Annotated in this window: 21 protein-coding genes; 17 read left to right on the top strand and 4 right to left on the bottom strand. The window is 72.6% G+C overall.

Annotation, left to right across the window (positions count from 1 at the left end):
• Positions 1–4: 4 nt before the first annotated feature.
• The 11 genes from QT381_RS06650 to QT381_RS06600 all read left to right on the top strand — a co-directional run bounded on the left by QT381_RS06650 (position 5) and on the right by QT381_RS06600 (position 12,000).
• Entirely contained in the window at positions 5–793 is a 789-nt protein-coding gene (locus tag QT381_RS06650; protein WP_289248037.1) for a 3-oxoacyl-ACP reductase, read from the top strand.
• A gap of 11 nt (positions 794–804) precedes the next feature.
• The gene (locus QT381_RS06645) at positions 805–1,572 is read left to right on the top strand and encodes a FadR/GntR family transcriptional regulator (protein WP_289248036.1); all 768 of its coding nucleotides are present in this window, start codon (positions 805–807) and stop codon (positions 1,570–1,572) included.
• 89 nt (positions 1,573–1,661) lie between these two features.
• A complete protein-coding gene (locus tag QT381_RS06640; RefSeq protein ID WP_289248035.1) occupies positions 1,662–2,558 on the top strand; it encodes an ATP-binding cassette domain-containing protein in 897 nt (298 codons plus the stop codon).
• Positions 2,555–3,358, top strand: a complete 804-nt coding sequence (locus QT381_RS06635) for an ABC transporter permease (RefSeq protein WP_289248034.1) — start codon at positions 2,555–2,557, stop codon at positions 3,356–3,358. The genes QT381_RS06640 and QT381_RS06635 overlap by 4 nt, the downstream gene beginning before the upstream one ends.
• 123 nt (positions 3,359–3,481) lie before the next feature.
• Entirely contained in the window at positions 3,482–3,775 is a 294-nt protein-coding gene (locus QT381_RS06630; protein ID WP_289248033.1) for a WXG100 family type VII secretion target, read from the top strand.
• Positions 3,776–3,861: 86 nt separating this feature from the next.
• Complete coding sequence (locus QT381_RS06625; RefSeq protein ID WP_289248032.1) at positions 3,862–4,203, top strand: hypothetical protein; 342 nt, start codon at positions 3,862–3,864, stop codon at positions 4,201–4,203.
• A 74-nt stretch (positions 4,204–4,277) separates the two neighbouring features.
• Positions 4,278–4,610, top strand: a complete 333-nt coding sequence (locus QT381_RS06620) for a hypothetical protein (RefSeq protein WP_289248031.1) — start codon at positions 4,278–4,280, stop codon at positions 4,608–4,610.
• A gap of 131 nt (positions 4,611–4,741) precedes the next feature.
• Complete coding sequence (locus QT381_RS06615; protein ID WP_289248030.1) at positions 4,742–6,199, top strand: putative T7SS-secreted protein; 1,458 nt, start codon at positions 4,742–4,744, stop codon at positions 6,197–6,199.
• 38 nt (positions 6,200–6,237) lie between these two features.
• Complete coding sequence (locus QT381_RS06610; RefSeq protein ID WP_289248029.1) at positions 6,238–6,852, top strand: hypothetical protein; 615 nt, start codon at positions 6,238–6,240, stop codon at positions 6,850–6,852.
• Positions 6,853–6,981: 129 nt separating this feature from the next.
• Positions 6,982–7,593 (top strand): hypothetical protein, encoded by a 612-nt coding sequence (locus QT381_RS06605; RefSeq protein ID WP_289248027.1) that lies wholly within the window; start codon positions 6,982–6,984, stop codon positions 7,591–7,593.
• Positions 7,594–7,602: 9 nt separating this feature from the next.
• The gene (locus tag QT381_RS06600) at positions 7,603–12,000 is read left to right on the top strand and encodes an FtsK/SpoIIIE domain-containing protein (protein WP_289248026.1); all 4,398 of its coding nucleotides are present in this window, start codon (positions 7,603–7,605) and stop codon (positions 11,998–12,000) included.
• Here the strand turns inward: QT381_RS06600 and QT381_RS06595 are convergent.
• Genes QT381_RS06595 through QT381_RS06585 form a run of 3 tightly spaced genes read right to left on the bottom strand, consistent with a single transcriptional unit; the run spans position 11,963 to position 13,451 of the window.
• Positions 11,963–12,580 (bottom strand): FHA domain-containing protein, encoded by a 618-nt coding sequence (locus tag QT381_RS06595; RefSeq protein WP_289248024.1) that lies wholly within the window; start codon positions 12,578–12,580, stop codon positions 11,963–11,965. The two genes, QT381_RS06600 and QT381_RS06595, sit on opposite strands and share 38 nt — an antisense overlap.
• Positions 12,580–13,200, bottom strand: a complete 621-nt coding sequence (locus tag QT381_RS06590) for a hypothetical protein (protein WP_289248023.1) — start codon at positions 13,198–13,200, stop codon at positions 12,580–12,582. The genes QT381_RS06595 and QT381_RS06590 overlap by 1 nt, the downstream gene beginning before the upstream one ends.
• 35 nt (positions 13,201–13,235) lie before the next feature.
• Complete coding sequence (locus tag QT381_RS06585; protein ID WP_289248022.1) at positions 13,236–13,451, bottom strand: hypothetical protein; 216 nt, start codon at positions 13,449–13,451, stop codon at positions 13,236–13,238.
• 108 nt (positions 13,452–13,559) lie between these two features.
• On the opposite strand from QT381_RS06585, the gene QT381_RS06580 reads away from it, so the two are divergent.
• From QT381_RS06580 to QT381_RS06570, 3 genes are read left to right on the top strand one after another with little or no spacing between them, the layout of a single operon-like run.
• Positions 13,560–14,141 (top strand): TetR/AcrR family transcriptional regulator, encoded by a 582-nt coding sequence (locus QT381_RS06580; RefSeq protein ID WP_289248021.1) that lies wholly within the window; start codon positions 13,560–13,562, stop codon positions 14,139–14,141.
• A gap of 3 nt (positions 14,142–14,144) precedes the next feature.
• Positions 14,145–17,081 (top strand): MMPL family transporter, encoded by a 2,937-nt coding sequence (locus QT381_RS06575; RefSeq protein ID WP_289248020.1) that lies wholly within the window; start codon positions 14,145–14,147, stop codon positions 17,079–17,081.
• A complete protein-coding gene (locus QT381_RS06570) occupies positions 17,078–19,084 on the top strand; it encodes a YhgE/Pip family protein (protein WP_289248019.1) in 2,007 nt (668 codons plus the stop codon). Before QT381_RS06575 ends, QT381_RS06570 begins: the two co-directional genes overlap by 4 nt.
• A 25-nt stretch (positions 19,085–19,109) precedes the next feature.
• Here the strand turns inward: QT381_RS06570 and QT381_RS06565 are convergent, their stop codons facing one another.
• Positions 19,110–20,078 (bottom strand): magnesium transporter CorA family protein, encoded by a 969-nt coding sequence (locus QT381_RS06565; RefSeq protein WP_289248018.1) that lies wholly within the window; start codon positions 20,076–20,078, stop codon positions 19,110–19,112.
• Between the two features lie 78 nt (positions 20,079–20,156).
• Between QT381_RS06565 and QT381_RS06560 the strand changes: the two genes are divergently transcribed.
• The 3 genes from QT381_RS06560 (at position 20,157) to ilvD (ending at position 24,595) form a co-directional block, all read left to right on the top strand.
• Entirely contained in the window at positions 20,157–21,683 is a 1,527-nt protein-coding gene (locus tag QT381_RS06560; RefSeq protein WP_289248017.1) for an alpha,alpha-trehalose-phosphate synthase (UDP-forming), read from the top strand.
• On the top strand, positions 21,683–22,495 hold the full coding sequence (gene otsB / locus QT381_RS06555) for a trehalose-phosphatase (RefSeq protein WP_289248016.1): 813 nt from the start codon (positions 21,683–21,685) through the stop codon (positions 22,493–22,495). Before QT381_RS06560 ends, otsB begins: the two co-directional genes overlap by 1 nt.
• 459 nt (positions 22,496–22,954) lie before the next feature.
• Positions 22,955–24,595 (top strand): dihydroxy-acid dehydratase, encoded by a 1,641-nt coding sequence (gene ilvD, locus QT381_RS06550; protein WP_502877468.1) that lies wholly within the window; start codon positions 22,955–22,957, stop codon positions 24,593–24,595.
• The last annotated feature ends 25 nt before the right edge of the window (positions 24,596–24,620 follow it).

Raw genomic sequence — 24,620 nt, 5'->3', positions numbered from 1 at the left:
ACCCATGGCAGTACAGCAGCTCGACCTCACCCAGCGCCTCGCGGGCAAGGTCGCCGTCATCACGGGCGGCGCCTCCGGCATCGGGCTCGCGACCGCACGGCGCTTCGCCGCCGAGGGCGCGAAGGTCGTCATCGGCGACTTCAACCCCGAGACCGGGACCGCCGCGGCGGACGAGGTCGACGGCATGTTCGTGCCCGTCGACGTGACGGACGAGGCCGGCGTGAACACGCTGTTCGACGCGGCGGTCGCCGAGTACGGCTCGCTCGACATCGCGTTCAACAACGCCGGCATCTCGCCGCCCGACGACGACTCGATCGAGACCACCGAGCTGGCCGCGTGGGAGCGGGTGCAGGACGTGAACCTCACGAGCGTCTACCTGTGCTCGCGCGCGGCGCTGCGGCACATGACCGCGCAGGGCAGCGGATCGATCATCAACACCGCCTCGTTCGTGGCGGTGCTCGGCTCGGCGACGAGCCAGATCTCCTACACGGCGTCGAAGGGCGGCGTGCTCGCGATGACGCGAGAGCTCGGCGTGCAGTTCGCGCGGCAGGGCATCCGCGTCAACGCGCTGTGCCCGGGACCGGTGAACACGCCGCTGCTGCAGGAGCTGTTCGCGAAGGACCCCGAGCGCGCCCAGCGCCGCCTCGTGCACGTGCCGACGGGACGGTTCGCCGAGCCCGAGGAGATCGCCGCGGCCGTCGCGTTCCTCGCGAGCGACGACGCGAGCTTCATCACGGCGTCGACGTTCCTCGTCGACGGCGGCATCGCCTCCGCCTACGTGACGCCGCTCTGATCGGGGCAGCCGTGGCCGCATCCGTTCCGCCCAGTCCCGCGTCCGGCGCCGCGGAGCCGGCCGGCGACGTCGTCACCGAGGCGCTGTTCCGGCCGGTGCGGTCGGGCAACGCGTTCGAGGACACCGTGCAGCGCCTGCTGCAGACGGTGCGCCTCGGCGTCGTGCCCACCGGGGAGGCACTGCCGAGCGAGCGCGAGCTCGCGCTGCGCTTCTCGGTGAGCCGCGACACGGTGCGTGACGCGATCCGCGCGCTGGCCGACGCGGGCTACCTCGTGTCGCGGCGCGGGCGCTACGGCGGCACCTTCGTCGCCGAGACGCTGCCGGACGACGCGACGGCGCCGTCCGCATCCGCCGCCGCGCCGACCGCGGCCGAGCTCGACGACGTGCTCGGGCTGCGCGACATCCTCGAGCCGGGCGCGGCGCGCGCGGCCGCGAGCCGCGCGCTCACGGCCGCCGAGCGCGAGACGCTCTATGCGCGGCTGCGCGAGACGCGGGCAGCGGATGCCGCCGACTACCGCCGCGTCGACTCGCGGCTGCACCTCACCATCGCCGAGCTCGCGGGCATCCCGACGCTCGTGCCGCTCCTCGCCGACAACCGCACGGCCGTGAACGACCTGCTCGACCGCATTCCGCTGCTCGCGCCCAACATCGAGCACTCGAACCAGCAGCACGAGACTCTCGTCGTCGCGATCCTCACGGGCGACGCGTCCGGCGCGGAGGACGCAGCGCGCGAGCACCTCGCGGGCACGGCGGCGCTGCTGCGCGGCTTCCTGAGCTGACCAGTGCGGCGCATCCGCCGCGCGGGGGAGCGGCGCGCTCCGCCGCATGGCCGATGTGGTCGCGGCCCCGCGCCCTCTAGCCTCGGGCTATGACCGGATCGACGATCGAGTTCCGAGGGCTCAGCAAGTCCTTCGGCCCGGTTCGCGCGGTGAGCGACCTGAGCTTCACGGTCGAGCCGGGCACGGTGACGGGATTCCTCGGCCCGAACGGCGCCGGAAAGACCACGAGCCTGCGGATGCTGCTCGGCCTCGTCACCCCGACGAGCGGCACGGCGACGATCGGCGGACGCGAGTACCGCGCCCTCGACCGGCCGTTCACCCGCGTCGGCACGGCCCTGGAGGCATCGAGCTTCCACCCGGGCCGCACGGCACGCGGCCACCTCGTCGTGTACGCAGCGGCGGCCCGGGTGCCCGCGGCTCGCGTCGACGCCGTGCTCGAGCTCGTCGGCCTGGCATCCGTCGCCCACCGCCGGGTCGGCGGGTTCTCGCTCGGCATGCGCCAGCGGCTCGGCCTCGCGTTCGCCCTGCTCGGCGACCCCGGGGTGCTCGTGCTCGACGAGCCGACGAACGGGCTCGACCCGGAGGGCATCCGCTGGATCCGCGGCCTGCTGCGCCACCTCGCCGTGGAGGGCCGCACGGTGCTCGTGTCGTCGCACCTGCTCGCCGAGGTGCAGCAGAGCGTCGACCGCGTCGTCATCGTGGCGCGCGGCCGTGCCGTCTACCAGGGCGACCTCGACGGGCTCGGCACGGGGGCATCCGTGCGGGTCGACGCCCTCGACCGCGCCTCGCTCGGCAGCGCGCTCGCGTCGGCGGGTCTCGACGTGCGGACGGATGCCGGCGGCCTCGTCGTGCGCGGCGCCACGGCCGACGCGATCGGCCGCGTCGCGCTCGCCGCCGGGGTGCCGCTCACGCACGTGTCGGAGGAGCACGCGGGGCTCGAAGAGCTCTTCCTGCAGCTCACCGGCGAGAACGGAGCGTCGGCATGATCGCCGCGATCCGGGCCGAGACGCTCAAGCTCACCACAACGCGGCTGTGGTGGATCCTGCTCATCGTGCTGGTCGGCTACATCGGCTTCACGGCGGGCCTGCTCGCGTTCCTGTTCGGCGCGCTCGGCGACCGGATGCGCGAGCAGGGCGGCCCGGCCATCGACGGCGTGCCGGCCCTCGTCTACAGCACGGCCACGGCGATCGGCTACGTGTTCCCGCTCATCATCGGCGCGCTCGCGGTCACGAGCGAGTACCGCCATCAGACGCTCACCCCGACCTTCCTGGCGACCCCGCGCCGGGCGACGGTGCTCGCCGCGAAGACGGTCGTTATGGCCGGCACGGGCGCGGTGTTCGGCGTCGCCGGGCTCGTGGCATCCGTCGGCCTCGGCGCCTCGGTGCTCGCGGCCACCGGAACGGATGCCGAGCTCGGCGAGAGCGACACCTGGGCGCTCATCGCCCGCGTGGTCGTCGCGATGGCGCTCTGGGCGGTCGTCGGCGTCGGGATCGGCACCCTCATCCCGAACCAGATCGCGTCGATCGTCGTCGTGCTCGCGTTCACGCAGTTCGTGGAGCCGATCCTTCGGCTGGGGTCGGGCGTGTGGGACTGGACGGCGCAGCTCGGCCGGTTCCTCCCGGGCGCGGCGAGCGACGCGCTCGTCGGCTCGAGCATCTACACGGCGTTCGGCGGCGGGTCGTCGGTGACGCTCGAGTGGTGGCAGGGCGGCCTCGTGCTGCTCGGCCTCGCGGTCGTGCTGCTCGCGATCGGCCACCTCGTCAGCTGGCGCCGCGACGTCACCTGAGCCGGCGCGAGCGGAACGGCCGCACCCGATCTGGTCGCTGTGCACAGCCCGGCGCGGGCATCCGCGAAATGTTCTTACCCTGGGCGAAGCATCGGTGAATCGACCGGCGGAAGGGGAAACACCATGGCCAATCTCGACGTCTCCTATCAGGACCTGCAAGACGTGGCGGGCAAGCTCAAGTCCGGGCAGCACGACGCGGAGGTGCTGATGGACGGCCTGCGCAAGCTCGTGCGCAACCTGGTCGACACGGGCTTCAAGACCGACAAGGCGTCCGTGCAGTTCGACCTGTCCTACGACGAGTTCAACGAGGGCGTCAAGAAGACCCTCGGCGGACTCGAGGGCATGGCCGGGTACCTGACCACGGCGGCCGAGACCCTCGCCGACGTCGACGACAAGCTCGCCAAGGGCCTCAAGTAGCCCGACGGCTCTCACGCGGTGCCCGCCGTTCGGGGCGGGCACCGCGTGACGGACCGCGTGGCGCGCATCGCGGGGAGGGGATCGCTGTGGCGAAGGATCGTCTGATCGTCGACATCGACGGTCTCTCCGGGCTGTCGTCGGACCTCAAGCAGGTGCGCGACCTCATGGCCGACACGGCCGACAAGATCGACTCGAACGAGGGCAGCCTCGGCTCGGGCAAGGTGCACGGCGCCCTCGAGCACTTCGAGCACCGCTGGAAGGACAACCGCAAGAAGATCGACGAGAACGCGGGGGCTCTCATCGACATGCTGGACCAGAGCATGGAGCAGTACCGGGACGTCGACCAGAATCTCGCCGACTCGCTCACCCAGTCGAGCGAGGAGAAGACGATCTCCGGATCGGGCGGTCAGCAGGTCTCCATCTCGTGATGCTGGTGACGCCGGGTCGGGCAGCCGACCGACTCCGGCCGGCTCACTCCGGGCGTCCAGGGGCGGGACGGACCGTGACCAGGGAGCACCACGAGCGGTACGCGCGCCTCACGCCGCTGACGCGCGTCATCCACGCGGACAAGCGCTACACGGTGCGGGAGTCCACGTGCACCGGGCTGCGCAACGACATCGCCCGCCGCACGGTCAAGGTCTACGGGCCGGTCACTCCCGCCGACATCGAACATCGTCTGCCCGCCCCGAGCGACCTCGTGTTCCGTCGCCGGAGCGAGAACACCGTGAACATCGGCGACCCCGACAACGATCCGGCCTGGGACCTGCCGCACCGGTTGTGGACCCGGCCGTTGGAGACGCCGGGCAACGGACGCTCTGACGTGGAGAGCGCATGACGGGCGCAGCGGGACAGCGACCGATCGGCACGAGCGCGGCCGCCTCTCCGAGAAGCCTGTGCATCACGCAATCCCGGGCTGGCGCGGCTCGCCTAGCCTGACGGAACGCGTCGAGGTGCGGAGGTGGAGCGATGTCTCGTCCCGAGGGCTGGGATGTGGTCGGCTACGGGTCCGATCCGGTGCCGGGCGATCGGTTCGAGGTCCATCTGCTCGCTCGCGAGTACGCGACGATCGGCGAGACCGCGCGGGAGGCGGCCGACATGCTGCGCAGGGTGCAGGGCGCCGACCTGTCGCGGATCTGGAACTCGGATGCGGCGGACAGCTTCGTCGACAAGGTCGAGGACATGCCCTCCGACCTCGACAAGGCCGTGACGTCCTACTCCGGCGTCGGCGACGTGCTGCAGGGCTGGTCGGAGACGATCGACGACACGCAGTACCGCGCCGATCGGGCGCTCACCCAGGCCAAGTCCGCGCACAGCGATCTGCTGTCGGCGCAGGGCAGGCTCGACGACGCGAGTGCGGACTACGACACCTACAACAGCTCGTACACCTCCGCGAAGTCGCGGCACGATGCGCACCAGGACGACGACGAGTCCCCGGCGGGGACGCCGACGGATGCGCAGGTGACGGCCGCGAGGAACAACCGCGATGTCGCGGCGGGGCGCGTGGCGAGCGCGAAGGCGGACATCTCCTCGGCGCAGAGCCGCATCGACGCCGCGAAGAGACTCGTCGATGAGGCGCGCGGCGACTGGGCGGATGGAGAGTCGGCGACGGAGCGGGGCATCAAGGATGCCGGGGATGCGGGGCTGGGCAAGGAGCACTGGTGGGACAGGGTCTTCCAGTCCGAGCTGTGGGACACCCTCATCACGATCTGCAAGGTCGTGGTGGCGATCGCGGGCGTCATCGTGCTGATCATCGGCGGTCCGCTGGCGTGGGTGGTGCTCGCGGCGGCGTTGCTGGTGCTCGCGGACACCCTGTATGAGATGGCGCAGGGTCGCGCCGGCTGGGGCGACGTCGTGTTCGCCCTGCTCGACTGCATCCCCGGCGCGAAGGGGCTGACGACGGCCGCGGGAGTCATGAAGGGTCTGAGCACGCTCGCGAAGACCGGCACGCGCGCCCTCGGGGCGCTCACGACGACGGTGACCACCGCGAGAACCGCGCTGAAGACCGCCGACGTCGCGGTCACCGAGATGAAGACCGTCGTCGAGACGGCCACGCACCTCGATGTGCCGTCGATCGCGCTCAGGTTCAAGGACGGCTGGAACGACACCCAGAAGGTCGCGGCGATCGAGAAGGTGACGGCCCTGCAGGACCTCGCCGACGAGGGCAGGCTCGTGAAGACCGTCGTCGACGACGCGTCGCGCTCGTTCGACGCCCGGAAGCTGCTCGCGAGCGTCACGGGCAAGGACGCGCTCAGGGGGCTCGACGTGGACCACATCCACGAGCTGCAGCTCGGCGGCGCGGCCGACGACATCCTGAACCTGAAGGCGCTCGACCCGAGCGTCAACCGCAGTCTCGGTGCGCAGATCCGCGCGCAGATCGCCGACCTCGACTTCGGCACGATCATCAGGCTCATCACGATCGAATAGCCGGCTCGGCTAGCGTGGATCCGACGGAGGGGGAGTGCGTGGCGGCCAGTCCGGAGCTCGTCGCGGCGACGACCGAGCTCGCGCCCGCGGTGGTGGCGATCCTCACGGATGCCTCGATCGACGTCCCGAAGCCGGTCGCGGCGGCGCTCGCGAAGGCCGCCCGCGACGTGTCGTTCACGAAGTCGGCCGCCGTGCAGCGGCTGTCCGAGGCGACCGTGCGACTGTCCGTCTACGGCCGCATCGACCTCGCGGTCGCGCTCGCCCGCACCGTCGCGGCCGTTCCGTTCACCGGGAACGTCACGCTGTACGAGCCGATCCGGCAGTCGGTGCACGTCGCCCGGCTGTTCGCCCAGCGCGCCGGGGATGCGGCAGCCGTCGCGGTCCTGGACGCGAGCGTGAGCATCCCGGCCGGCTGGTCGCCGCTGCCCAACCGGCTCGACGGCGCGCTGCTCAAGCGGCTGCAGGAGCAGCCGGAGCGCTGGGAGCGGGCGCGCGACGTCGACCGGGCGAGCGCACTGCTCTACGACGTCACGGAGCTCGCGACCATGGCGACGTTCGGCGGGTCGTCGGCCTGGCCGCCCGCGCGCATCCTCGAGCAGATCGACGCGTCGATCGACCTGCTCGACTCGGTGCCCGGGTTCGCCCGGGCCTGACACCCGGAGCGGCGGCGGACGCCCTGAGGATGACGCGCAACCGTCGCAGACGGCGCCGGTAGCGTGTGACAGGGGCGCCCGCGCGTGCCTCCGCACCACCGCCAGCAGCTCTGCCCCCAGGAGGATCCCATGGCACTCACCGTCGATCCCGGCATCGATCACGCGGGCGGACCGTACGTGCCCGAGGGCGCTCCGAGCGCGTTCGCCGATGCCGGCTACTGCGGTCGTTCGTTCGAGGAGGGCGTGCTGCGCTTCCACGACGCGGTCAGCGGCCCGGAGTTCCGCGCCTACGTGCGCGCCGCGTTCCCGGAGATCCCGGATCCGCAGGTCGATGTGCTCGCCTTCGACTGGCAGGGCCGTCAGATCCTGACCGTGCGCCAGCCGCTCGCGGGCGGAGCGTGGGGCGAGCAGGAGCTGCGCGTCGCCGACCTCGCGGGCGGAGCCGTGCAGGAGCTGTGCACCCTGCCCGAGTTCGGGGCGATCCTGCAGAACGACCTCGTGGGGCAGCTGTTCGGCCAGGCGCAGTACGACGACTTCCGGGAGGCCAACGGCGCGGGGGATGCGGTGCTCGCGTTCGACGAGTGCGTCGAGTACACCCACCCGCTCTTCCTCGGCGGCGCCGACAGCGTCGCGAACATGGCCGTGACCGACACCGCGGTGTACTGGGAGGTCGTCGGCGCGCTGCGGGCGTCCACCGTCCCGCTCGCGCCGGGAACGCGCGTCGACAGCACGCTCGACTGAGGCGGACGGATGAGGTTCACCTTCACCCTGGAGAACTCGCAGACCCGGCGCGCCGGCAACATCCACGTGGACGCCGACCCGTCGATCCCGACGGGGGAGGTCGTGGAGCTCGCCCAGCGGCGCCTCGGCGTCGACGCCGAGGACCCGGGCGGTCCGCTCACGATGTACATCGGCGCCGGCCCGCTCGACCCCCGGGTCGCCCTGCGGGACTCGGGCATACGCGACGGCACCGTGGTGACGATGGCGCACGCGGGCTACGCGCCGCCGCCGCTGCGCGCGGACTCGATCGCCGAGCTCCGGGTGCTCTCCGGGCCGGGGGCGGGCCGCATCCTGCGCTGCGGCGCGGGAGTCGTCGCGATCGGCGCGCACCCGTCGATGCAGCTCGTGGTCGACGGGGTGGATGCCTCGGGCGCGGCGGTGCCCGACGTGGCGCTGCTCGCGACGGTCGGCGCCGACGGCACGGTGTGGCTGCAGCCGGTCAACGAGTACCGCGGCGCCGCGCTCGACGGCGAGCCGGTCGCCTCCGCCGTGCAGTGGAACGACGGCGCGCAGCTCGAGGTCGGCGGCGTGCTGCTCGGCCTCGCCCGCTTCGCCGACAACGGTGCGCACCTCGTCGTCGGCGACGACCCGAGCGTGTTCGAGTACAACCGGCCGCCGCGGCTGCTGCCCCCCGAGCGCACGGCGACGTTCACGCTGCCGTCGCCGCCCGCCGAACCCCAGGGTCGCGGGCTCAACCTGCTGGCGGCGCTGACGCCGATCGCGGCCGCGGGGGTGTCGGCGATCGCCTTCCAGAACTACGCGTTCCTGCTCATCGCCGCGCTCTCACCCGTGATCATGATCGTGCAGCAGCTGCAGCAGAAGCGCTCGGGCCGCAAGACCTACCGGCAGCAGGTCGACGAGTACTGGGAGCTGCGCCGCCGCATCGAGGCCGACGCCCAGCAGGCGCTCGCGGTCGAGCGCGAGGAGTGGCTCGCGAGCGCTCCCGACCCGGCCCTCGTGTACGAGATCGCGACGACGCCCCTCCCGCTGCTCTGGGCCCGGCGTCGGGCCGATCCCGACCACCTCACGCTGCGCGTCGGCACGGCCACGCAGCCGAGCCGCGTCACCCTCGACGACCCCGAGGAGCTCGCCCACAAACGCACCGTGGTCTGGGATGCGCGCGACGTGCCCGCGATCGTCAGTCTCGTCGAACGCGGCGTCGTCGGCATCGCGGGACCGGATGCGGTGGCTCGCCCGATCGCGAAGTGGGCGCTCGCGCAGCTCGGCGTGCTGCAGAGCCCGAAGGACGTGCGCTTCTACCTGCTCACCGAGTCCCGCCGCGGTGCCGACTGGGAGTGGCTGGGCTGGCTGCCGCACGCGGCGGGCGAGCACCCCGGCTCGTCGATGACGAACATCGGCACGACGACCACGTCGACGGCGCGCTGCGTGGCCGAGCTCATCGCGATCATCGAGGCCCGGGCGTCGACGCGGTCGAGCGGGCGCGAGCGCATCCGGTCCACGCCCGACGACATCGTCGTCGTCATGGACGGCGCGCGCCGGCTGCGCGCGATGCCCTCGCTCGTGCGCATCCTGCGCGAGGGCCCCGAGGTCGGCGTCTACTCGATCTGCGTCGACGCCGACGAGCGGCTGCTGCCCGAGGAGTGCGGCGCCGTCGTGATCGCGGACGGCGACGGGGTGCTCATCCGCCAGCAGCGCGTGAGCCTCGTGGACCGCATCCGTCCCGACATCGTGGGCGACGACTGGCTCGAGTGGATCGGCCGGTCGCTCGGGCCGATCCGCGACGCGAGCCCCGACGTCACGGACGGCGCCATCCCGACCTCGAGCCGGCTGCTGTCGGTGCTCGCCCTCGACCCGCCGACGCCCGAGGCGGTGCAGGCGCGCTGGCTCGTCGGCGGCCGGTCGACGCGCGCCGTGCTCGGCGAGTCGATCGACGGCGAGTTCTCGCTCGACCTGCGCCTCGACGGGCCGCACGGTCTCGTGGCGGGCACGACCGGGTCCGGCAAGTCCGAGCTGCTGCAGACGCTCGTCGCCTCGCTCGCCGTCGCGAACACCCCCACCGAGATGAACTTCGTGCTCGTCGACTACAAGGGCGGCGCGGCGTTCAAGGACTGCGTCGACCTGCCCCACACCGTCGGCATGGTGACCGACCTCGACGCCCACCAGGTCGAGCGCGCGCTCGACTCGCTCGGCGCCGAGCTGCGCACCCGCGAGCACGTGTTCGCCGGGGCGGGGGCGAAGGATCTCGAGGACTACCAGGACCTGCAGGCCAAGCGCCCGGAGCTCGCCTCGCTGCCGCGGCTGCTCATCGTCATCGACGAGTTCGCGTCGATGGCGCGGGAGCTGCCCGACTTCGTGCGCGGCCTCGTGGGCATCGCCCAGCGCGGTCGCTCGCTCGGCATCCACCTCATCCTCGCCACCCAGCGCCCGGGCGGCGTGGTCTCGCCCGAGATCCGCGCGAACACCAACCTGCGCATCGCGCTGCGGATGACGGATGCGTCGGAGAGCACCGACGTCATCGACTCGCCCGAGTCGGCGAGCATCTCGAAGGCGACCCCCGGGCGTGCCTACGTGCGCCTCGGCGCGGCGTCGCTCATGCCGTTCCAGGCCGGTCGCGTCGGCGGGCGGTTCCCCGGGGCGCAGACCGTCGTGGGCGTCGCCGATCCGCTCGTCGAGGACCTCGGCTTCGCGGACTGGAGCGAGCCCGTGCCGGTGCCGAAGGCGGCCACCGGGGACGCCGGAGACGTCGAGATCACCGACCTCACGGTGCTCGTGGACTCCGTGCGCCGCGCTACCGACGCGCTCGGCATCCCGGCGCCGCGACGGCCCTGGCTGCCGCCTCTCGGCGACGTCGTGAGCCTCGACGCGCTCCCGGCGGTGCCGTCCGGCCGGAGCGTGGGCGTCGTCATCCCGGTGGGGCTCGAGGATCACCCGGCGCTGCAGCGGCAGGTCACGACCGCGCTCGACCTCGACGAGCTCGGTCACCTGTTCGTGATCGGATCGGCGCGGAGCGGGCGCAGCCAGGCACTGCGTACGATCGCGGGATCGGGCGCGAGCGCGGCCGCCGTGGGGGATCTGCACCTCTACGCCATCGACTGCGGTACCGGCGCGCTGCTGCCACTGAGCGCGCTGCCGCACTGCGGGGTCGTCGTGCAGCGGCACGAGCCGGAGCGCGTCGGCCGCCTGCTGCAGGGCCTCGTCGACGAGGTCGCGCACCGGCAGAGCGCGTTCTCGGCGAGCGGGGTCGCGAGCCTCACCGAGCAGCGCGCGGGCACACCCGAGGCCCGGCTCCCGCACGTCGTCGTGCTCATCGACCAGTGGGAGGGCTTCGTCAACGTGCTCGCCGACATCGACAACGGCGCGCTCGTCGACCGGGTCGCCTTCCTGCTGCGCGAGGGCGCGACGGTGGGCGTGCACCTGGTCGTCTCGGGCGACCGGACGCTGTTCTCCTCGCGCATGTCGAGCCTCGTCGACCGCAAGATCCTGCTCAACCTCGCCGACCGCGGCGAATACTCGAACGAGGGCATCAGGGCGCGCGACCTCCCGGACGAGATCGGGCCCGGCCGCGGATTCTGGAACCAGAGCGGCACCGAGCTGCAGTTCGCGGTGCTGCCCGGCGAGAACTCCGGCCAGGGTCAGGCGCGGGCGCTGCGCGAGATCGGGGCGGCGGCGCGAACCGCGCACGGCAGCGCACGGGGTCCGCGACCGTTCCGCATCGACCCGCTGCCGGCGAGCGTGACCCTCGCCGACGCGCTCGCCCTCGTGCCCGAGGAGTCCCGCGGACCGTCCGTGGCGCTCGTCGGCGTCGGCGGGGATGAGCTCACCGGCCTCGTCGCGGACCTCTCGGGAGACCAGAACGGGTTCGTGATCGCCGGTCCCGCCCGGTCGGGCCGCAGCACGCTGCTCGCGACCATGGGGCGCTCGCTCATCGCCCACGGCACCCGGCTCGTGATCATCGCGCCGCGCCCATCCGTCGTCCGGGACCTCGGGGGCGAGCCGGGCGTGCTCGCGGTGGTCACGGATGCCGCGATCGGCGAGGACGAGCTGCGCGCCCTGGTGCCCGCGAGCGACGAGCACGTGGTCGTGCTCGTCGACGACGCCGAGCTGCTGCGGGAGTCACCGGCGGAGGCGGTGTTCCGCGACATCCTGTCCACGGGCCGGGAACACGGGCAGGGCGTCGTCGTCGCGGGAGCCCTCGACGAGGTGGCGAGCGGGTTCCGCGGCTGGCAGCTCGAGCTCAAGAAGAGCCGCCGGGGCGTGCTGCTCGACCCGCAGTCGGTCAGCGACGGGGAGCTCATCGGCGCGAAGCTGCACCGCGGGCTCGTGGGGCGCGGCACGCGGCCGGGGCTCGGCCTGCATCACGGCGCAGACCTCACCCTGCGGGAGATTCGGCTGCCGTCCGCCGACTGATCGCCGGCTCGATCGGCAGCAGCCGGGTGACCGACATCGCGTGACCGGCGAAGGTCACGATGTCGCCCTGGTCGATCGTGGTGCGCACGCCGGGCGCGCACGGCACGGTGCCGCGGTCGCGGCGCGTGATCTGCACGCCGTTGGTGGAGTGCTGGTCGGCGATCCAGAGCTCGCGCTCGGGCGTGACGCCGAAGGTCAGGTGCACGCGGCTCAGCTCGCGGCGCGAGTCGTCGAGCGAGATCACGTGCCGGATGCGCGGGTCGCCCGGGTCGCCCGGGTCGCCCGGGTCGCGACCGACGAGGCCGTCCCCGATGACGTCGAGGAACCGGCCGTCCTCGAAGGTGAAGCGCGCGACGGCCCGCGCCGGCAGGTCCGTCGGCCGGTAGTAGCCGAACTGGCCGTCCTGGCCGACCCGCCCGGCGGCGGCGACGACCGAGTCGACGGTGCGCGGCGCCGGGACCGGGGTGCGGTGGACGGCGGCGAGTGCGCCGGACGCCCGCCACGCCTCGACGTCGGCGACCGAGACGGTCGGCATCGTCGCGTCGGGCGCGGTGCTCGGTCGTCGACGGGACCGGGCCATCAGCGCGCCGCCGCCGGGGCCGCCTCGTCCGCGCGCACGCGCAGCGTCGCCGTGACCGCCGCGAACAGCTCGAGCAGGTCGGCGGCGAGGTCGAGGTCGGGGGAGGAGCAGGCGACCAGCAGCAGACGGCCGGCACGGAGCGGGACGAAGGTCTGCATGGTGACCACGCGCACCGTTCCGGCGCCCTTGGGCAGGTCGACGTCCTCGACGCCGAAGGAGCGCGGGCAGCGGCCGAGGCCCTCGATCTCGGCGATCTCGACGCTCGACCAGGTCTCGTCGCCCGGTCCGGCGCTCGCGCGGGAGAGGTGCTCGGCGACCGCGCCCAGCGGGTCGTCTCCGGCGTCGGGCGGGTACGGGAGGTCGGTGATCATCAGGCTGCCCGTGATGACGGTGTCCTCGGCGGGCGTCGCGAACGCGGCCGAGTAGCGCGCGCCCACGTTCCAGGCCCAGCGCGCGTAGCGGCGCAGCATCCGGATGACGTCGGCCCGGTGGTCGCGCAGCGCGGGGATCTCCCTGACCCGCTCGTTGACGAGATCCTTGATCGCGACGTCGCGGCGCTGCGGCCGCAGCTCGAGCTCGAACCACGATCGCGGTGTGGTGATGCTGAGGTGCTCAGCCATCGCGCGCCCCCATCGGTCGAACGCCGGCGTCCGGTTCACTCGTCCCGGTCGGGCCCGGACGTGGCTTCCTCGAGCTCGCGGCCGCGGGCGTCGATGATGATCGTGCCGATGGCGACGGCGACCCCGATGCCCCAGCCGGCCCACATCAGCGCGAGCCGCCAGTCGCGCGGTCCCTTGCGCGTGGCCTGCAGTGTCGTCCATCCGCCGACGACGGCGCCGAGCAGCTGGGTGTTGAACAGGTATTTGCGCATGCGGCCACGGTAGCGCGCGCGTCCGGCGGCTTCGAGCCGCCTGGGGAGGGATCGGTGGTCTGACCGATCGGACAGGAAACTGACCGATCGGTCAGCTAGGCTCGACGCATGAACACGAGCCGGGACGAGATCATCGCCGTCGCACTCGTCGAGTTCGCCCGCGACGGCTACGCGGGCACGTCGCTCCAGGCGATCGCGGATGCCGCGGGCCTGTCGAAATCGGCCGTGCTCTACCACTTCGCCTCCAAGCAGGCGCTGCTCGAGGCATCCGTCGTGCCGGCGGTCGACGCGCTCGGCACCCTGCTCGACGACATCGCCTCGGCCATCGACAGCCCCGAGGCGCGGCCCGGGTTCATCGCGGGCTTCGTCGACCTGCTGTTCGAGCACCGCCTCGCGGTGAGCGTCTTCGTCAACCACGGTCGCGGTCTCGTCGACGTGCCCGTCATCGCCCGGGCGTTCGGCATCATCGACCGCCTCGGCGGCTACTTCGCGTCCGTCGGCATCGGGGCCGAGGACAAGGCACGGTTCGGGATCGCCCTCGCGGGCTCCGCCTACATGCTCGTCGCCGGAGACGGGCACGAGGGGCTGCACGCCGACGAGCACGAGCTCCGGCGCGCGATCACCGCCGTGATGACGGAGCTGCTCTCGCCCATCCGCGTCCTCGACCGCCCGACACCACCCCCGGAGTAGCCCGTGGCCACCATCCTCTACCGACTCGGTCGGTTCGCGTTCCGCCGGGCCTGGTACGTGCTCGCCGCCTGGGTGCTCATCCTCGGCGGTGCGCTCGGCGGCGGCCTCGCGCTCGGCGGCCAGCTCTCCGACGCGTTCTCCATCCCCGGCACCGAGTCGCAGAACGCGCTCGACACGCTCGGCGCGGTGTTCCCGCAGGTGGGCGGTGCCTCCGTGCAGGTCGTCGTCGAGGCGGCGGCGGACCGCACGGTCGACGACTACCGCGACGCCATCGCCGACCAGGTCGACGCGATCGAGAGCCTTGAGCAGGTCGAGGCGGTCGTCGGCCCGTTCGACGAGTACGCGGGCAAGGCCGTGAACGACGACCGCACCATGGCGATCATCAAGGTGCAGTTCGACGGCGCCGTCGCGGATGTCACGGCCGCGACGATCGCCGACCTCGAGAGGACGGCATCCATCACCGAGCGCGCCGGCATGACCGTCGCGTTCGGCGGGCAGGTGTTCCAGGACCAGTCCTTCGGCGTCTCGATCGTCGAGCTGTTCGGCGTGATCTTCGCGGCCGTCGTGCTCGTCATCACGTTCGGATCGCTGCTGAGCGCCGGGATGCCGCTGCTCGGCTCGCTCATCGGCGTCGGCATCGCCATGGGCGGCATCCTCGGGGTCGCGGCGTTCGCCGACGTGTCGAGCACGGCACCCATGCTCGCCCTCATGATCGGCCTCGCGGTCGGCATCGACTACGCGCTGTTCATCCTGTCGCGCCACCGCAGCCAGCTCGCACACGGCGTCGAGCCGCGCGAGTCGGCGGGCCTCGCGGTGGGCACGGCCGGCAGCGCCGTCGTGTTCGCGGGCCTCACCGTGATCATCGCGCTCGTCGGACTGCTCGTCGTCGACATCCCGTTCCTGACCGTGATGGGCATCGGCGCGGCCTTCGCGGTGCTCATCGCGATCGCGATCGCGACCACGCTGCTGCCGGCGCTGTTCGGCCTCGCCGGCCATCGCCTGGCGCCGAGACCGGGCTCGCGCGCGGCCCGGCGGGCGCTCGCCGCCGCGAGCGATGCGACCCGGGGCGGCTCGCTCGGACGGCGCTGGGTGCGGCTCGTCATGCGCGCGCCGATCGTGTTCCTCGTGCTCGTCGTCGGCCTCCTCGGCACGGTCGCGATCCCGACGTTCAGCATCGACCTCAACCTGCCGAACAACGGCTCGGAGCCCGCCGGCACGACGCAGCGCGAGGCGTACGACCTGACGTCGCGCGGCTTCGGCGCGGGCTTCAACGGTCCGCTCATCGTCATGGTCGACATCACCCAGACCACCGACGTGCTCGACGACCTGGACCGCATCGCCGACCGCCTGCGCGAGCTGCCCGACGTCGCCTACGTCGCCGACGGCATCCCGGATGCGACCGTCGACACCGCGATCATCCAGGTCACGCCGTCGAGCGCCCCCGACGCCCCCGAGACGAAGGACCTGGTGCGGGCGATCCGCGACCTCGAGCCGTCGATCGAGAAGCGCTACGACACGCCGATCAGCGTCACGGGCACGACCGCGATCGCGATCGACATCTCGACCCGGCTCACCAACGCGCTCGTGCCGTTCCTCGTCATCGTCGTGGGGCTCAGCGTCATCCTGCTCATGATGGTGTTCCGCAGCGTGCTCGTGCCGCTCAAGGCGGCGCTCGGCTTCGTGCTCTCGATCGGCGCCTCGTTCGGCGTCGTCGTCGCGGTGTTCCAGTGGGGCTGGCTCGCCGACGCGCTCGGCGTCGAGCACACCGGCCCGATCATCAGCTTCCTGCCGATCATCATCATGGCCGTGCTGTTCGGGCTCGCCATGGACTACGAGGTGTTCCTCGTCTCGGGCATGCGGGAGGAGTTCGTGCACGGCGGCGACCCGCGGCGCGCCGTCGAACGCGGGTTCGCGAACGGCGCCCGGGTCGTCACGGCGGCCGCGCTCATCATGTTCTTCGTCTTCGCATCCTTCTTCCCGGACGGATCGGGCGCCATCAAGCCGATCGCGCTCGGGCTCGCGGTCGGCATCGCGATCGACGCGTTCCTCGTGCGGATGACCCTCGTGCCCGCGATCATGACGCTGCTCGGCCGCGTCGCCTGGTGGATGCCGCGCTGGCTGGGCCGCATCCTGCCCGATGTCGACGTCGAGGGCGAGGCGCTCAGCAAGCACCGCGAGGCCGTGGACTGGGCCGCGGACGAGCGCGCGTTCGCGGTCTCCGCCGAGGGCGTCGTCGCCGGCCGCGGCGAGCACGGCGTCGGCCCGATCGACGTGCGGGTGGCGGTCGGCTCGATCGTCATCGCGAGCGGCACCGCGGCCGACCGCCGGGTGCTCGCCGCGACGCTCTCCGGCCGGATGGACCTCGTCGCCGGCCGCGCCCAGGTCGCCGGGGCTCCCCTGCCGTCGGAGGCCGCGAAGGTGCGGCGCCGCGTGGCGCTCGCCGACGTCGGCGGGTCGACGCGGCCCGAGGTCACGGTCACCGTCGGGCAGCTGCTGCGCGAGCGCCTGGAGCTCACCCTGCCCTGGTACCGCGCGTTCGCGACGCGGCGCGTCATCCGGGCCCGCCTCGCCGAGGTCAACCGGGTGGCGGCGGATGTCGCGGGCCGGCCGCTCACGCCGATCACGCTCGCGAGCACGCTCGAGGCGCTGCCGCAGTTCGAGCGCGCGCTCGCGCTCACGATCGTCGCCCTCGCCGAGCGCGCCCCGGTCGTGATGCTCGACCAGCTCGACGCGTTCCAGGAGCCGGACGAGCGCGCCTACCTCGCCGCCGTCGACCGCCTCGCTGCGGCCGCGACGACGGTCGTGATCGGCACGCCGCTCGTGCTGCGCGATGCGACCGAGGTCGTCCGGCCCGTCGTGCCCATCGACCTGTACGCCCTCGCCGAGCGCCGGGCCGGGCTCGCCCATACCCCCGCGCTCGTGGAAGGAGCACGCTCATGACGTCGCCCGAGACCGTTCCGGCCGGGCCGTCGCCCGCCGGGTCGTCGCCGCGCGCGCGGACCGCGCGGCGCTGGCTCGCCCTCGCCGTCGTCGCCCTCGTGCCCGCCGTGTTCACGGGGGTCGTCGTCGGAGCGCTGTCGAGCGCGACCGAGCGCATCGAGCACATCCCGGCGGCGGTCGTCAACGACGACGAGATGGTGACGCAGACGGCCGCCGACGGCACCGAGACGCCGGTGCTCGCGGGCCGCCTGATCGTGTCGCAGCTCACGGGCGCGGCCGGCGGCTTCGACTGGCAGATCACCAACGGCGACGACGCCCGCAGGAAGCTCGCGGCCGGCCAGGTCTACGCCGTGCTGACGATCCCGCGCGACTTCTCCGCCTCGATCACGTCGCTGCAGGGCGACGACCCGCGGCAGGCGTCGTTCTCGATCCGCACGGATGCCGCCCACGACTACCTCGGCGGCGCGGTCGCGCAGACCGTCGCCGAGACCGTGCGCACCGAGCTCGGGTCGCAGATCACCGAGAAGTATGTCTCCGGGCTGTTCAGCGGACTCTCGGACGTCGGCGCCTCGCTCGGCGACGCGGCCGACGGCGCGCGCACGCTCGCGGGCGGCGCGGGCGACCTCGCCGCCGGCACCGAGCGCCTCGGCGACGGCGCGGATCAGCTCGCCACCGGGCTCGGCACGCTCGCCTCCGGCGCCGCGACCGCCGCCGACGGAGCGCACGAGTACGCGGCCGGCGTGCGGACCTATACGAAGGGCGTCGCGCGGTACGCGGGCGGTGTCCGGCAGCTCTCGGCTGGCCTCGGCCGGCTCGACGCCGGGGCGGCCCGGCTCGACGACCTCGAGACCGGGATCGCCCAGTACACCGCCGGCGTCGCACAGACGTCCGCCGGGCTCGCGCAGCTCAACCAGCTGATCCAGGCCGACCCGACCGTCGACGCGCAGACCAGGGCCGCGGCGCAGCAGCTCGCGGACGGACTCGCCGCGCTCGCCACGAGCGGGTCGACGCTCGCGAGCGGTGCCGCCTCCGGCATCGACGGCATCCGGTCGGGCGTGCACCTGAGTGCGACGGGCGCGGCGTCCCTCGCGACGGCGGGCGACGCACTCACCTCGGGCGGCGCGACGCTCGCGACCGGCGGCGGCTCGCTCGCGACCGGCCTCGACGACCTCGCGGACGGCGCGTCGCGGTCGGCGGCCGGGGCGCGCACGCTCGCCGACGGCATCCCGCGGCTGTCCGACGGCGCGACCAGGCTCGGCGACGGGGCGCGGAAGCTCGCCGACGGGCTCGGCGACGGCGCGGCGAAGGCGCCGTCGTACACCGCCGCGGAGGCCGACGCCCGCGCCGCGACGGTGACCGACCCGGTGACCTACACGACCGGCACCGACCACGCGGTGACCTCGATCGGGCAGGCGCTCGCGACCGTGCTCGTGCCGCTCGGCCTGTGGATCGGTGCGCTCGCCGTGTTCCTGGTGCTGCGCCCGACCACCCGTCGCACGCTCGCCTCGTCGGCGCCCGGCCGCCGCATCCTGTTCGCGGCGCTCGGCCGGGCGTCGGGCGTGACCGTCGTGCAGGCGGTCGTGCTCGTGGCGCTGCTGCACGGCGCGCTCGACGTGCCGTGGTCGAGGCTCGGCCTGTCCCTGCCGTTCGCGGTGCTGACGGCGCTCTCGTTCACGGCGTTCCACGCGCTGCTCGCGCTCGTGCTCAGCCACCGCGGGCTCGTGCTCTCGCTCATGCTGTTCGCCGTGCAGCTCGTCGCGACCGGCGGCGCGTACCCGATCCAGATCGTCGCGCCCCTCTTCCAGGCGATCAGCCCGCTGCTGCCGATCACGCGAGCCGTGGACGGGATGCAGGCGATCATCTCGGGAGGGTCGCTCGCGCCCGTCGGGACGGCATCCGTCTACCTCGCCGTTCTCGGGGCGGTGAGCGTGCTGCTGTCGCTCGCGGTGCTCGGCCGGTCGCGGCGGGCGGCGGCGCTCGGGCTGCTCTCGGCGACGCCCTGAGCCCCCGGCGCTCGGCGCCGCGGGGCTAGAGCCAGTCGTTGCGCTTGAACGCCGCGAAGAGGCCAACGCCCGTCGCGACGATGAGCAGCGTCGAGAGCGCGACGCCCCAGCCCGTGCCGTACCCCGGGAACAGCAGGTTCTGCCCGAAGAACCCCGTGATCGCGGTCGGCACGGCGATGATCGCCGCCCACGACGTGACCTTCTTCATCACGAGGTTCATCCGGTTGGCGCGCACGCCCTCGTGCGTGTCGACGATCGTCGCGAGCAGGTCGCGCACCGTGTCCGTCCACTCGATCGTGCGGAGCACGTGGTCGAACACGTCCTGGTAGTACGGCGCGATGGCCGCCTGCGCCCGGGTGAGGTCGTGCCGCATGACGCCCGAGACGACGTCGCGCATCGGCAGCACGGCGCGGCGCACGAACACGATCGACTTGCGCAGCGCGAACGATCGCCGGCCGATCTCGCGGTCGTGCGGCCCGTCGTCGAAGAGCAGGTCCTCGATGTCGTCCGCGGCCTGGTCGAGCTGGCGCACGGCGTCGAACTGCGCGTCCACGATGACGTCGAGCAGCCCCCAGAGCAGGAACGCGCTGCCCGCGCCCGCCAGATCGGCGACGCTGTCCCAGCGGTCCGTCACCCGCCGAACGTCGAAGCTCTCGTCGTGCACGGTCACGAGCGCGTGCTCCGTGATGAACGCCGTCACCTCGTGCTTCGCGACGCGCCCGGTCTGCTCCTCGAAGCGCATGTCGTACGCCGCGAGGAACCAGTGCGAGTCGTAGATGTCGAGCTTCGGGCGCTGGTGCTCGTGCGTCGCGTCCTCGACGGCGAGCCGGTGCAGCCCGAGCTCGCGCTGGATCGCGGAGAGATCCTGCTCGGTGGGCGACACGAAGTCGGCCCACACGGTCGCGCCGGGCTCGCCGAGGTGGTCGGAGATCTGCGCGACCGGGAAGTCCTCCGCCACGAGGGTGCCGTCGCGGTAGAGCCGAGTGGTCGCCATGAAGCGGATGCTACTGCCGCCGCCGGCGCGGCGCGGCGCGGTAGGCTCGCAGCACCGGCCGAGGCGCCGGATCACAGCATGAGCGAGCAGACGACGACAGAGCCGGGCGAGTACGCCTTCGTCGTCGTCTCGAACCGGCTCCCGGTGGACCGCGTGCAGAACCCCGACGGCACGTTCCCCGAGGGCGAGGCCGGCTGGAAGCAGTCGCCGGGCGGCCTCGTCACCGCGCTCGAGCCCGTCATGCGCGAGCGCGACGGCGCCTGGATCGGCTGGGCGGGCGCGCCCGACCTCGAGCTCGCGCCGTTCGACAACGACGGCATCCACATCGTGCCGGTGGCGCTCAGCGCCGAGGACATCGAGAAGTACTACGAGGGCTTCAGCAACGACACGCTGTGGCCGCTCTACCACGACGTCATCTCGCCGCCGACCTACCACCGGGTGTGGTGGGAGCGCTACGTGCAGGTGAACCGCCGGTTCGCCGAGGAGGCCGCGCGCCAGAGCGCCCCGGACGCGATCGTCTGGGTGCAGGACTACCAGCTGCAGCTCGTGCCGTCGATGCTGCGCGCGCTGCGCCCCGACCTGACCATCGGGTTCTTCAACCACATCCCGTTCCCGGCGTACGGCATCTACTCGCAGCTGCCGTGGCGCACCCAGATCGTGCGGGGACTGCTCGGCGCCGACGTCATCGGATTCCAGCGCGTCGCGGACGCCGGCAACTTCTCGCGGGCGGTGCGCCGGCTCACGCCGTTCGTCACGAAGAACCCCGTCATCGAGGTGCCGCACGCGGGCGGCATCCGTCGCGTCGTCGCGCGCGCGTTCCCGATCTCGATCGACTCGGCCAGCTACGAGGAGATGGCGCGCCGGCCCGACATCCAGGAGCGTGCGCGGCAGATCCGCGAGGACCTCGGCAACCCGAAGACGATCATGCTCGGAGTCGACCGCCTCGACTACACGAAGGGCATCGGCCACCGGCTCAAGGCGTTCGGCGAGCTGCTCGCCGACGGCGGGCTCGCCGTCGAGGACGTCACCCTCGTGCAGGTGGCGTCGCCCTCCCGGGAGCGCGTGCAGGCCTACATGCAGCTGCGCGACGAGATCGAGCTCACCGTGGGCCGGATCAACGGCGACTACGGCACGATCAGCCACTCGGCCATCAACTATCTGCACCACGGCTACCCGCGCGAGGAGATGGTCGCGCTCTACCTCGCCGCCGACGTCATGCTCGTCACCGCGCTGCGCGACGGCATGAATCTCGTCGCGAAGGAGTACGTCGCGAGCCGCATCGACGACGACGGCGTGCTCGTGCTGAGCGAGTTCACGGGCGCGTGGGACGAGCTCAAGCGCGCGGTGCGCATCAACCCGCACGACATCGACGGGCTCAAGGACGCCATCCTGCAGGCGATCAGCATGCCCAAGCGCGAGCGCCAGGCGCGGATGCGGTCGCTGCGCAAGCGGGTGCGCGAGAACGACGTCGCCGCGTGGTCGTCCCGGTTCCTCGAGACCCTCGTCGAGGCGGCCGCGCAGCGCACGGTGCGCCCGGCGGCCACGGATGACATCGACGACCTGGAGTGGACGGTCGAGCGTCCGCCCGGGGGATTCCGCGCCTGATGGACGTGCATCCGCCCCTGCTGTCGTCCCGCGTGCCCGAGGGGCTCGTCGGCGCCCTCCGCGAGCTCGCGCGCACGCGACGCCTGCTCGTCGCGCTCGACTTCGACGGCACGCTCGCGCCCGAGGTCGACGACCCCGAGCAGGCCAGGGCGCTCCCGGATGCGCGCACGGCCGTGCTGCGACTGCTCGCGATGCCGAACACGCGCGTCGCCCTCGTCTCGGGCCGCTCGCTCGGCTCGCTCGAGCGGGTGTCGGAGATGCCCGACGAGGCGCTTCTCGTCGGCAGCCACGGCATCGAGCTCCGCCTCGACAATCCCGGCGACGGGCTCGCGCTCAACGAGAGCGAGCTGAAGCGCGTCGACGTGCTGCGCACGGTGCTCGGCTCGGTCGCCGAGGCCATCGACCAGGTCTGGGTCGAGCAGAAGCCCGCGGGCTTCGCCCTGCACACGCGACTGGCGACCGAGCACGACTCGCGCGTCGCCCACCTCGTTGCGCTGTCCGAGGCGGTCGCCGAGGACGACGACCTTAAGATCCGGCGGGGCAAGAACGTGCTCGAGTTCGCCGTGCGCTCCACCACGAAGGGCGAGGCGATCGAGCACCTGCGCGAGTACACGCGCGCCACCGGCGTGTTCTTCGCGGGCGACGATGTCACCGACGAGGACGGCTTCGCGGCGCTCGCTCCGGATGACGTGGGCGTCAAGGCGGGCGCGGGGGCGACATCCGCTTCCCACCGCGTCGCGGGTCCCGCGGATGTCGCGCGCGTGCTCGCCCTCCTCGCGGACTTCCGCGAGGGCGACGTCCACGAGCAGTAGCTGGCGATCACGGCGAGCGAGGCGCGCGCACAGCTCTTCCCCCTCATCCAGCAGGATCGCCTCCCGCTCGGACGCCGTGAACCCGGGCCGATATGCGGGGAGGAGCTTCCTGCAACACTGCGCCTTGCCGATGCCGACTGACTTCACGATCTCGGCGACCTCGGGCGAGTCCTCCGACGGCAGGGTCGTGAAGGTGTACGACGCATACTGCGTCTTCTTGGCCCGCACCACCTTGTGCGCCGTGCACAGCGGCGCGCCTGCATCGACCGAGTCGACATCGGTCGCGACGTCCCACGGCGCGGCAGCGCCCATCCGCGCGGCCCTACACTGAGAAACATGCCGGAAACGTCGTCCGAGGGCAGCGCTGTGCCCGAACTGGTCCGCGAAGATCTGCCCCTGCGCGACGGAGCGCACGACATCAAGCCGCGCTCGCGCACCGTCACCGACGGCATCGAGGCGATGACGAGCCGCGGGATGCTGCGCGCGGTCGGGATGGGCGACGCCGACTGGGACAAGCCGCAGATCGGCATCGCGAGCTCGTGGAACGAGATCACCCCGTGCAACCTGAGCCTCGACCGGCTCGCGCAGGCGGCCAAGGAGGGCGTGCACGGCGGGGGCGGCTACCCGCTGCAGTTCGGCACCGTGTCGGTCTCCGACGGCATCTCCATGGGCCACGAGGGCATGCACTTCTCGCTCGTGAGCCGCGAGGTCATCGCGGACAGCGTCGAGACGGTCATGATGGCCGAGCGCCTCGACGGCTCCGTGCTGCTCGCCGGCTGCGACAAGTCGATCCCCGGCATGCTCATGGCGGCCGCGCGGCTGGACCTGGCATCCGTCTTCCTCTACGCCGGATCGATCGCGCCCGGCTGGGTGAAGCTGTCCGACGGCACCGAGAAGGACATCACCATCATCGACTCGTTCGCGGCCGTCGGCGCCGTGCAGGCGGGCCTGATGAGCGAGGACGACGCCAGGCGGATCGAGTGCGCGTTCGCCCCCGGCGAGGGCTCGTGCGGCGGCATGTACACGGCGAACACGATGGCGAGCGTCGCCGAGGCGCTCGGGCTCTCGCTGCCGGGCTCCGCGAGCCCCGCATCCGCCGACCGCCGCCGCGACTACTACGCGCACCGCTCCGGCGAGGCCGTCGTCGGGATGCTGCGGCAGGGCATCCGCACGCGCGACATCCTGACCAAGAAGGCGTTCGAGAACGCGATCGCGGTCGGCATGGCGCTCGGCGGCTCGACGAACATCGTGCTCCACCTGCTCGCGATCGCGCACGAGGCCGGCGTCGACCTCACGATCGACGACTTCAACCGCATCGGCGACCGGGTGCCGCACATCGGCGACCTGAAGCCCTTCGGCCAGTACGTCATGAACGACGTCGACCGCCACGGCGGCATCCCCGTGCTCATGAAGGCGCTCCTCGAGGCGGGCCTCATCCACGGCGACTGCCTCACCATCACGGGCCGGACCGTCGCCGAGAACCTCGAGGACTACGGCTACATCCCGCCGCTCGACGGCGAGGTGCTGCGCACCCTCGACAACCCGATCCACGCGACGGGCGGCCTCACCATCCTCAAGGGCTCGCTCGCGCCCGAGGGCGCGGTCGTCAAGACCGCCGGCTTCGACGCCGAGGTGTTCACCGGGCCCGCGCACGTGTTCGAGCGCGAGCGCGCCGCGCTCGACGCGCTCGCCGCGGGCGAGATCGCGAAGGGCGAGGTCGTCGTCATCCGCTACGAGGGACCCAAGGGCGGACCCGGCATGCGGGAGATGCTCGCGATCACCGCGGCCATCAAGGGCGCCGGGCTCGGCAGCGATGTACTACTGTTGACCGACGGACGATTCTCAGGCGGCACAACCGGCCTGTGCGTCGGCCACATAGCACCGGAAGCGGTGGACGCAGGTCCCATCGCCCTCGTGCGCGATGGTGATCTGATTCGGGTCGATATCGCGGCTCGCTCCCTCGACCTACTCGTCGACGCGGAGGAGCTCGCAGCCCGCCGTGACGGCTGGGCGCCCCTTCCTCCGCGCTATACCCGTGGCGTGCTCGCGAAGTTCTCCAAGCTCGTGTCGTCCGCGTCCCGCGGCGCGGTCACCGGCTGAGCTCCGCGCTCCCCTTCACCTCCGC

It is taken from the genome of Galbitalea sp. SE-J8 (assembly GCF_030345695.1).
In the GTDB taxonomy this organism is placed as follows: Bacteria; Actinomycetota; Actinomycetes; order Actinomycetales; family Microbacteriaceae; genus JAUASV01.
This window is presented reverse-complemented; position numbering and strand designations above follow the sequence as displayed.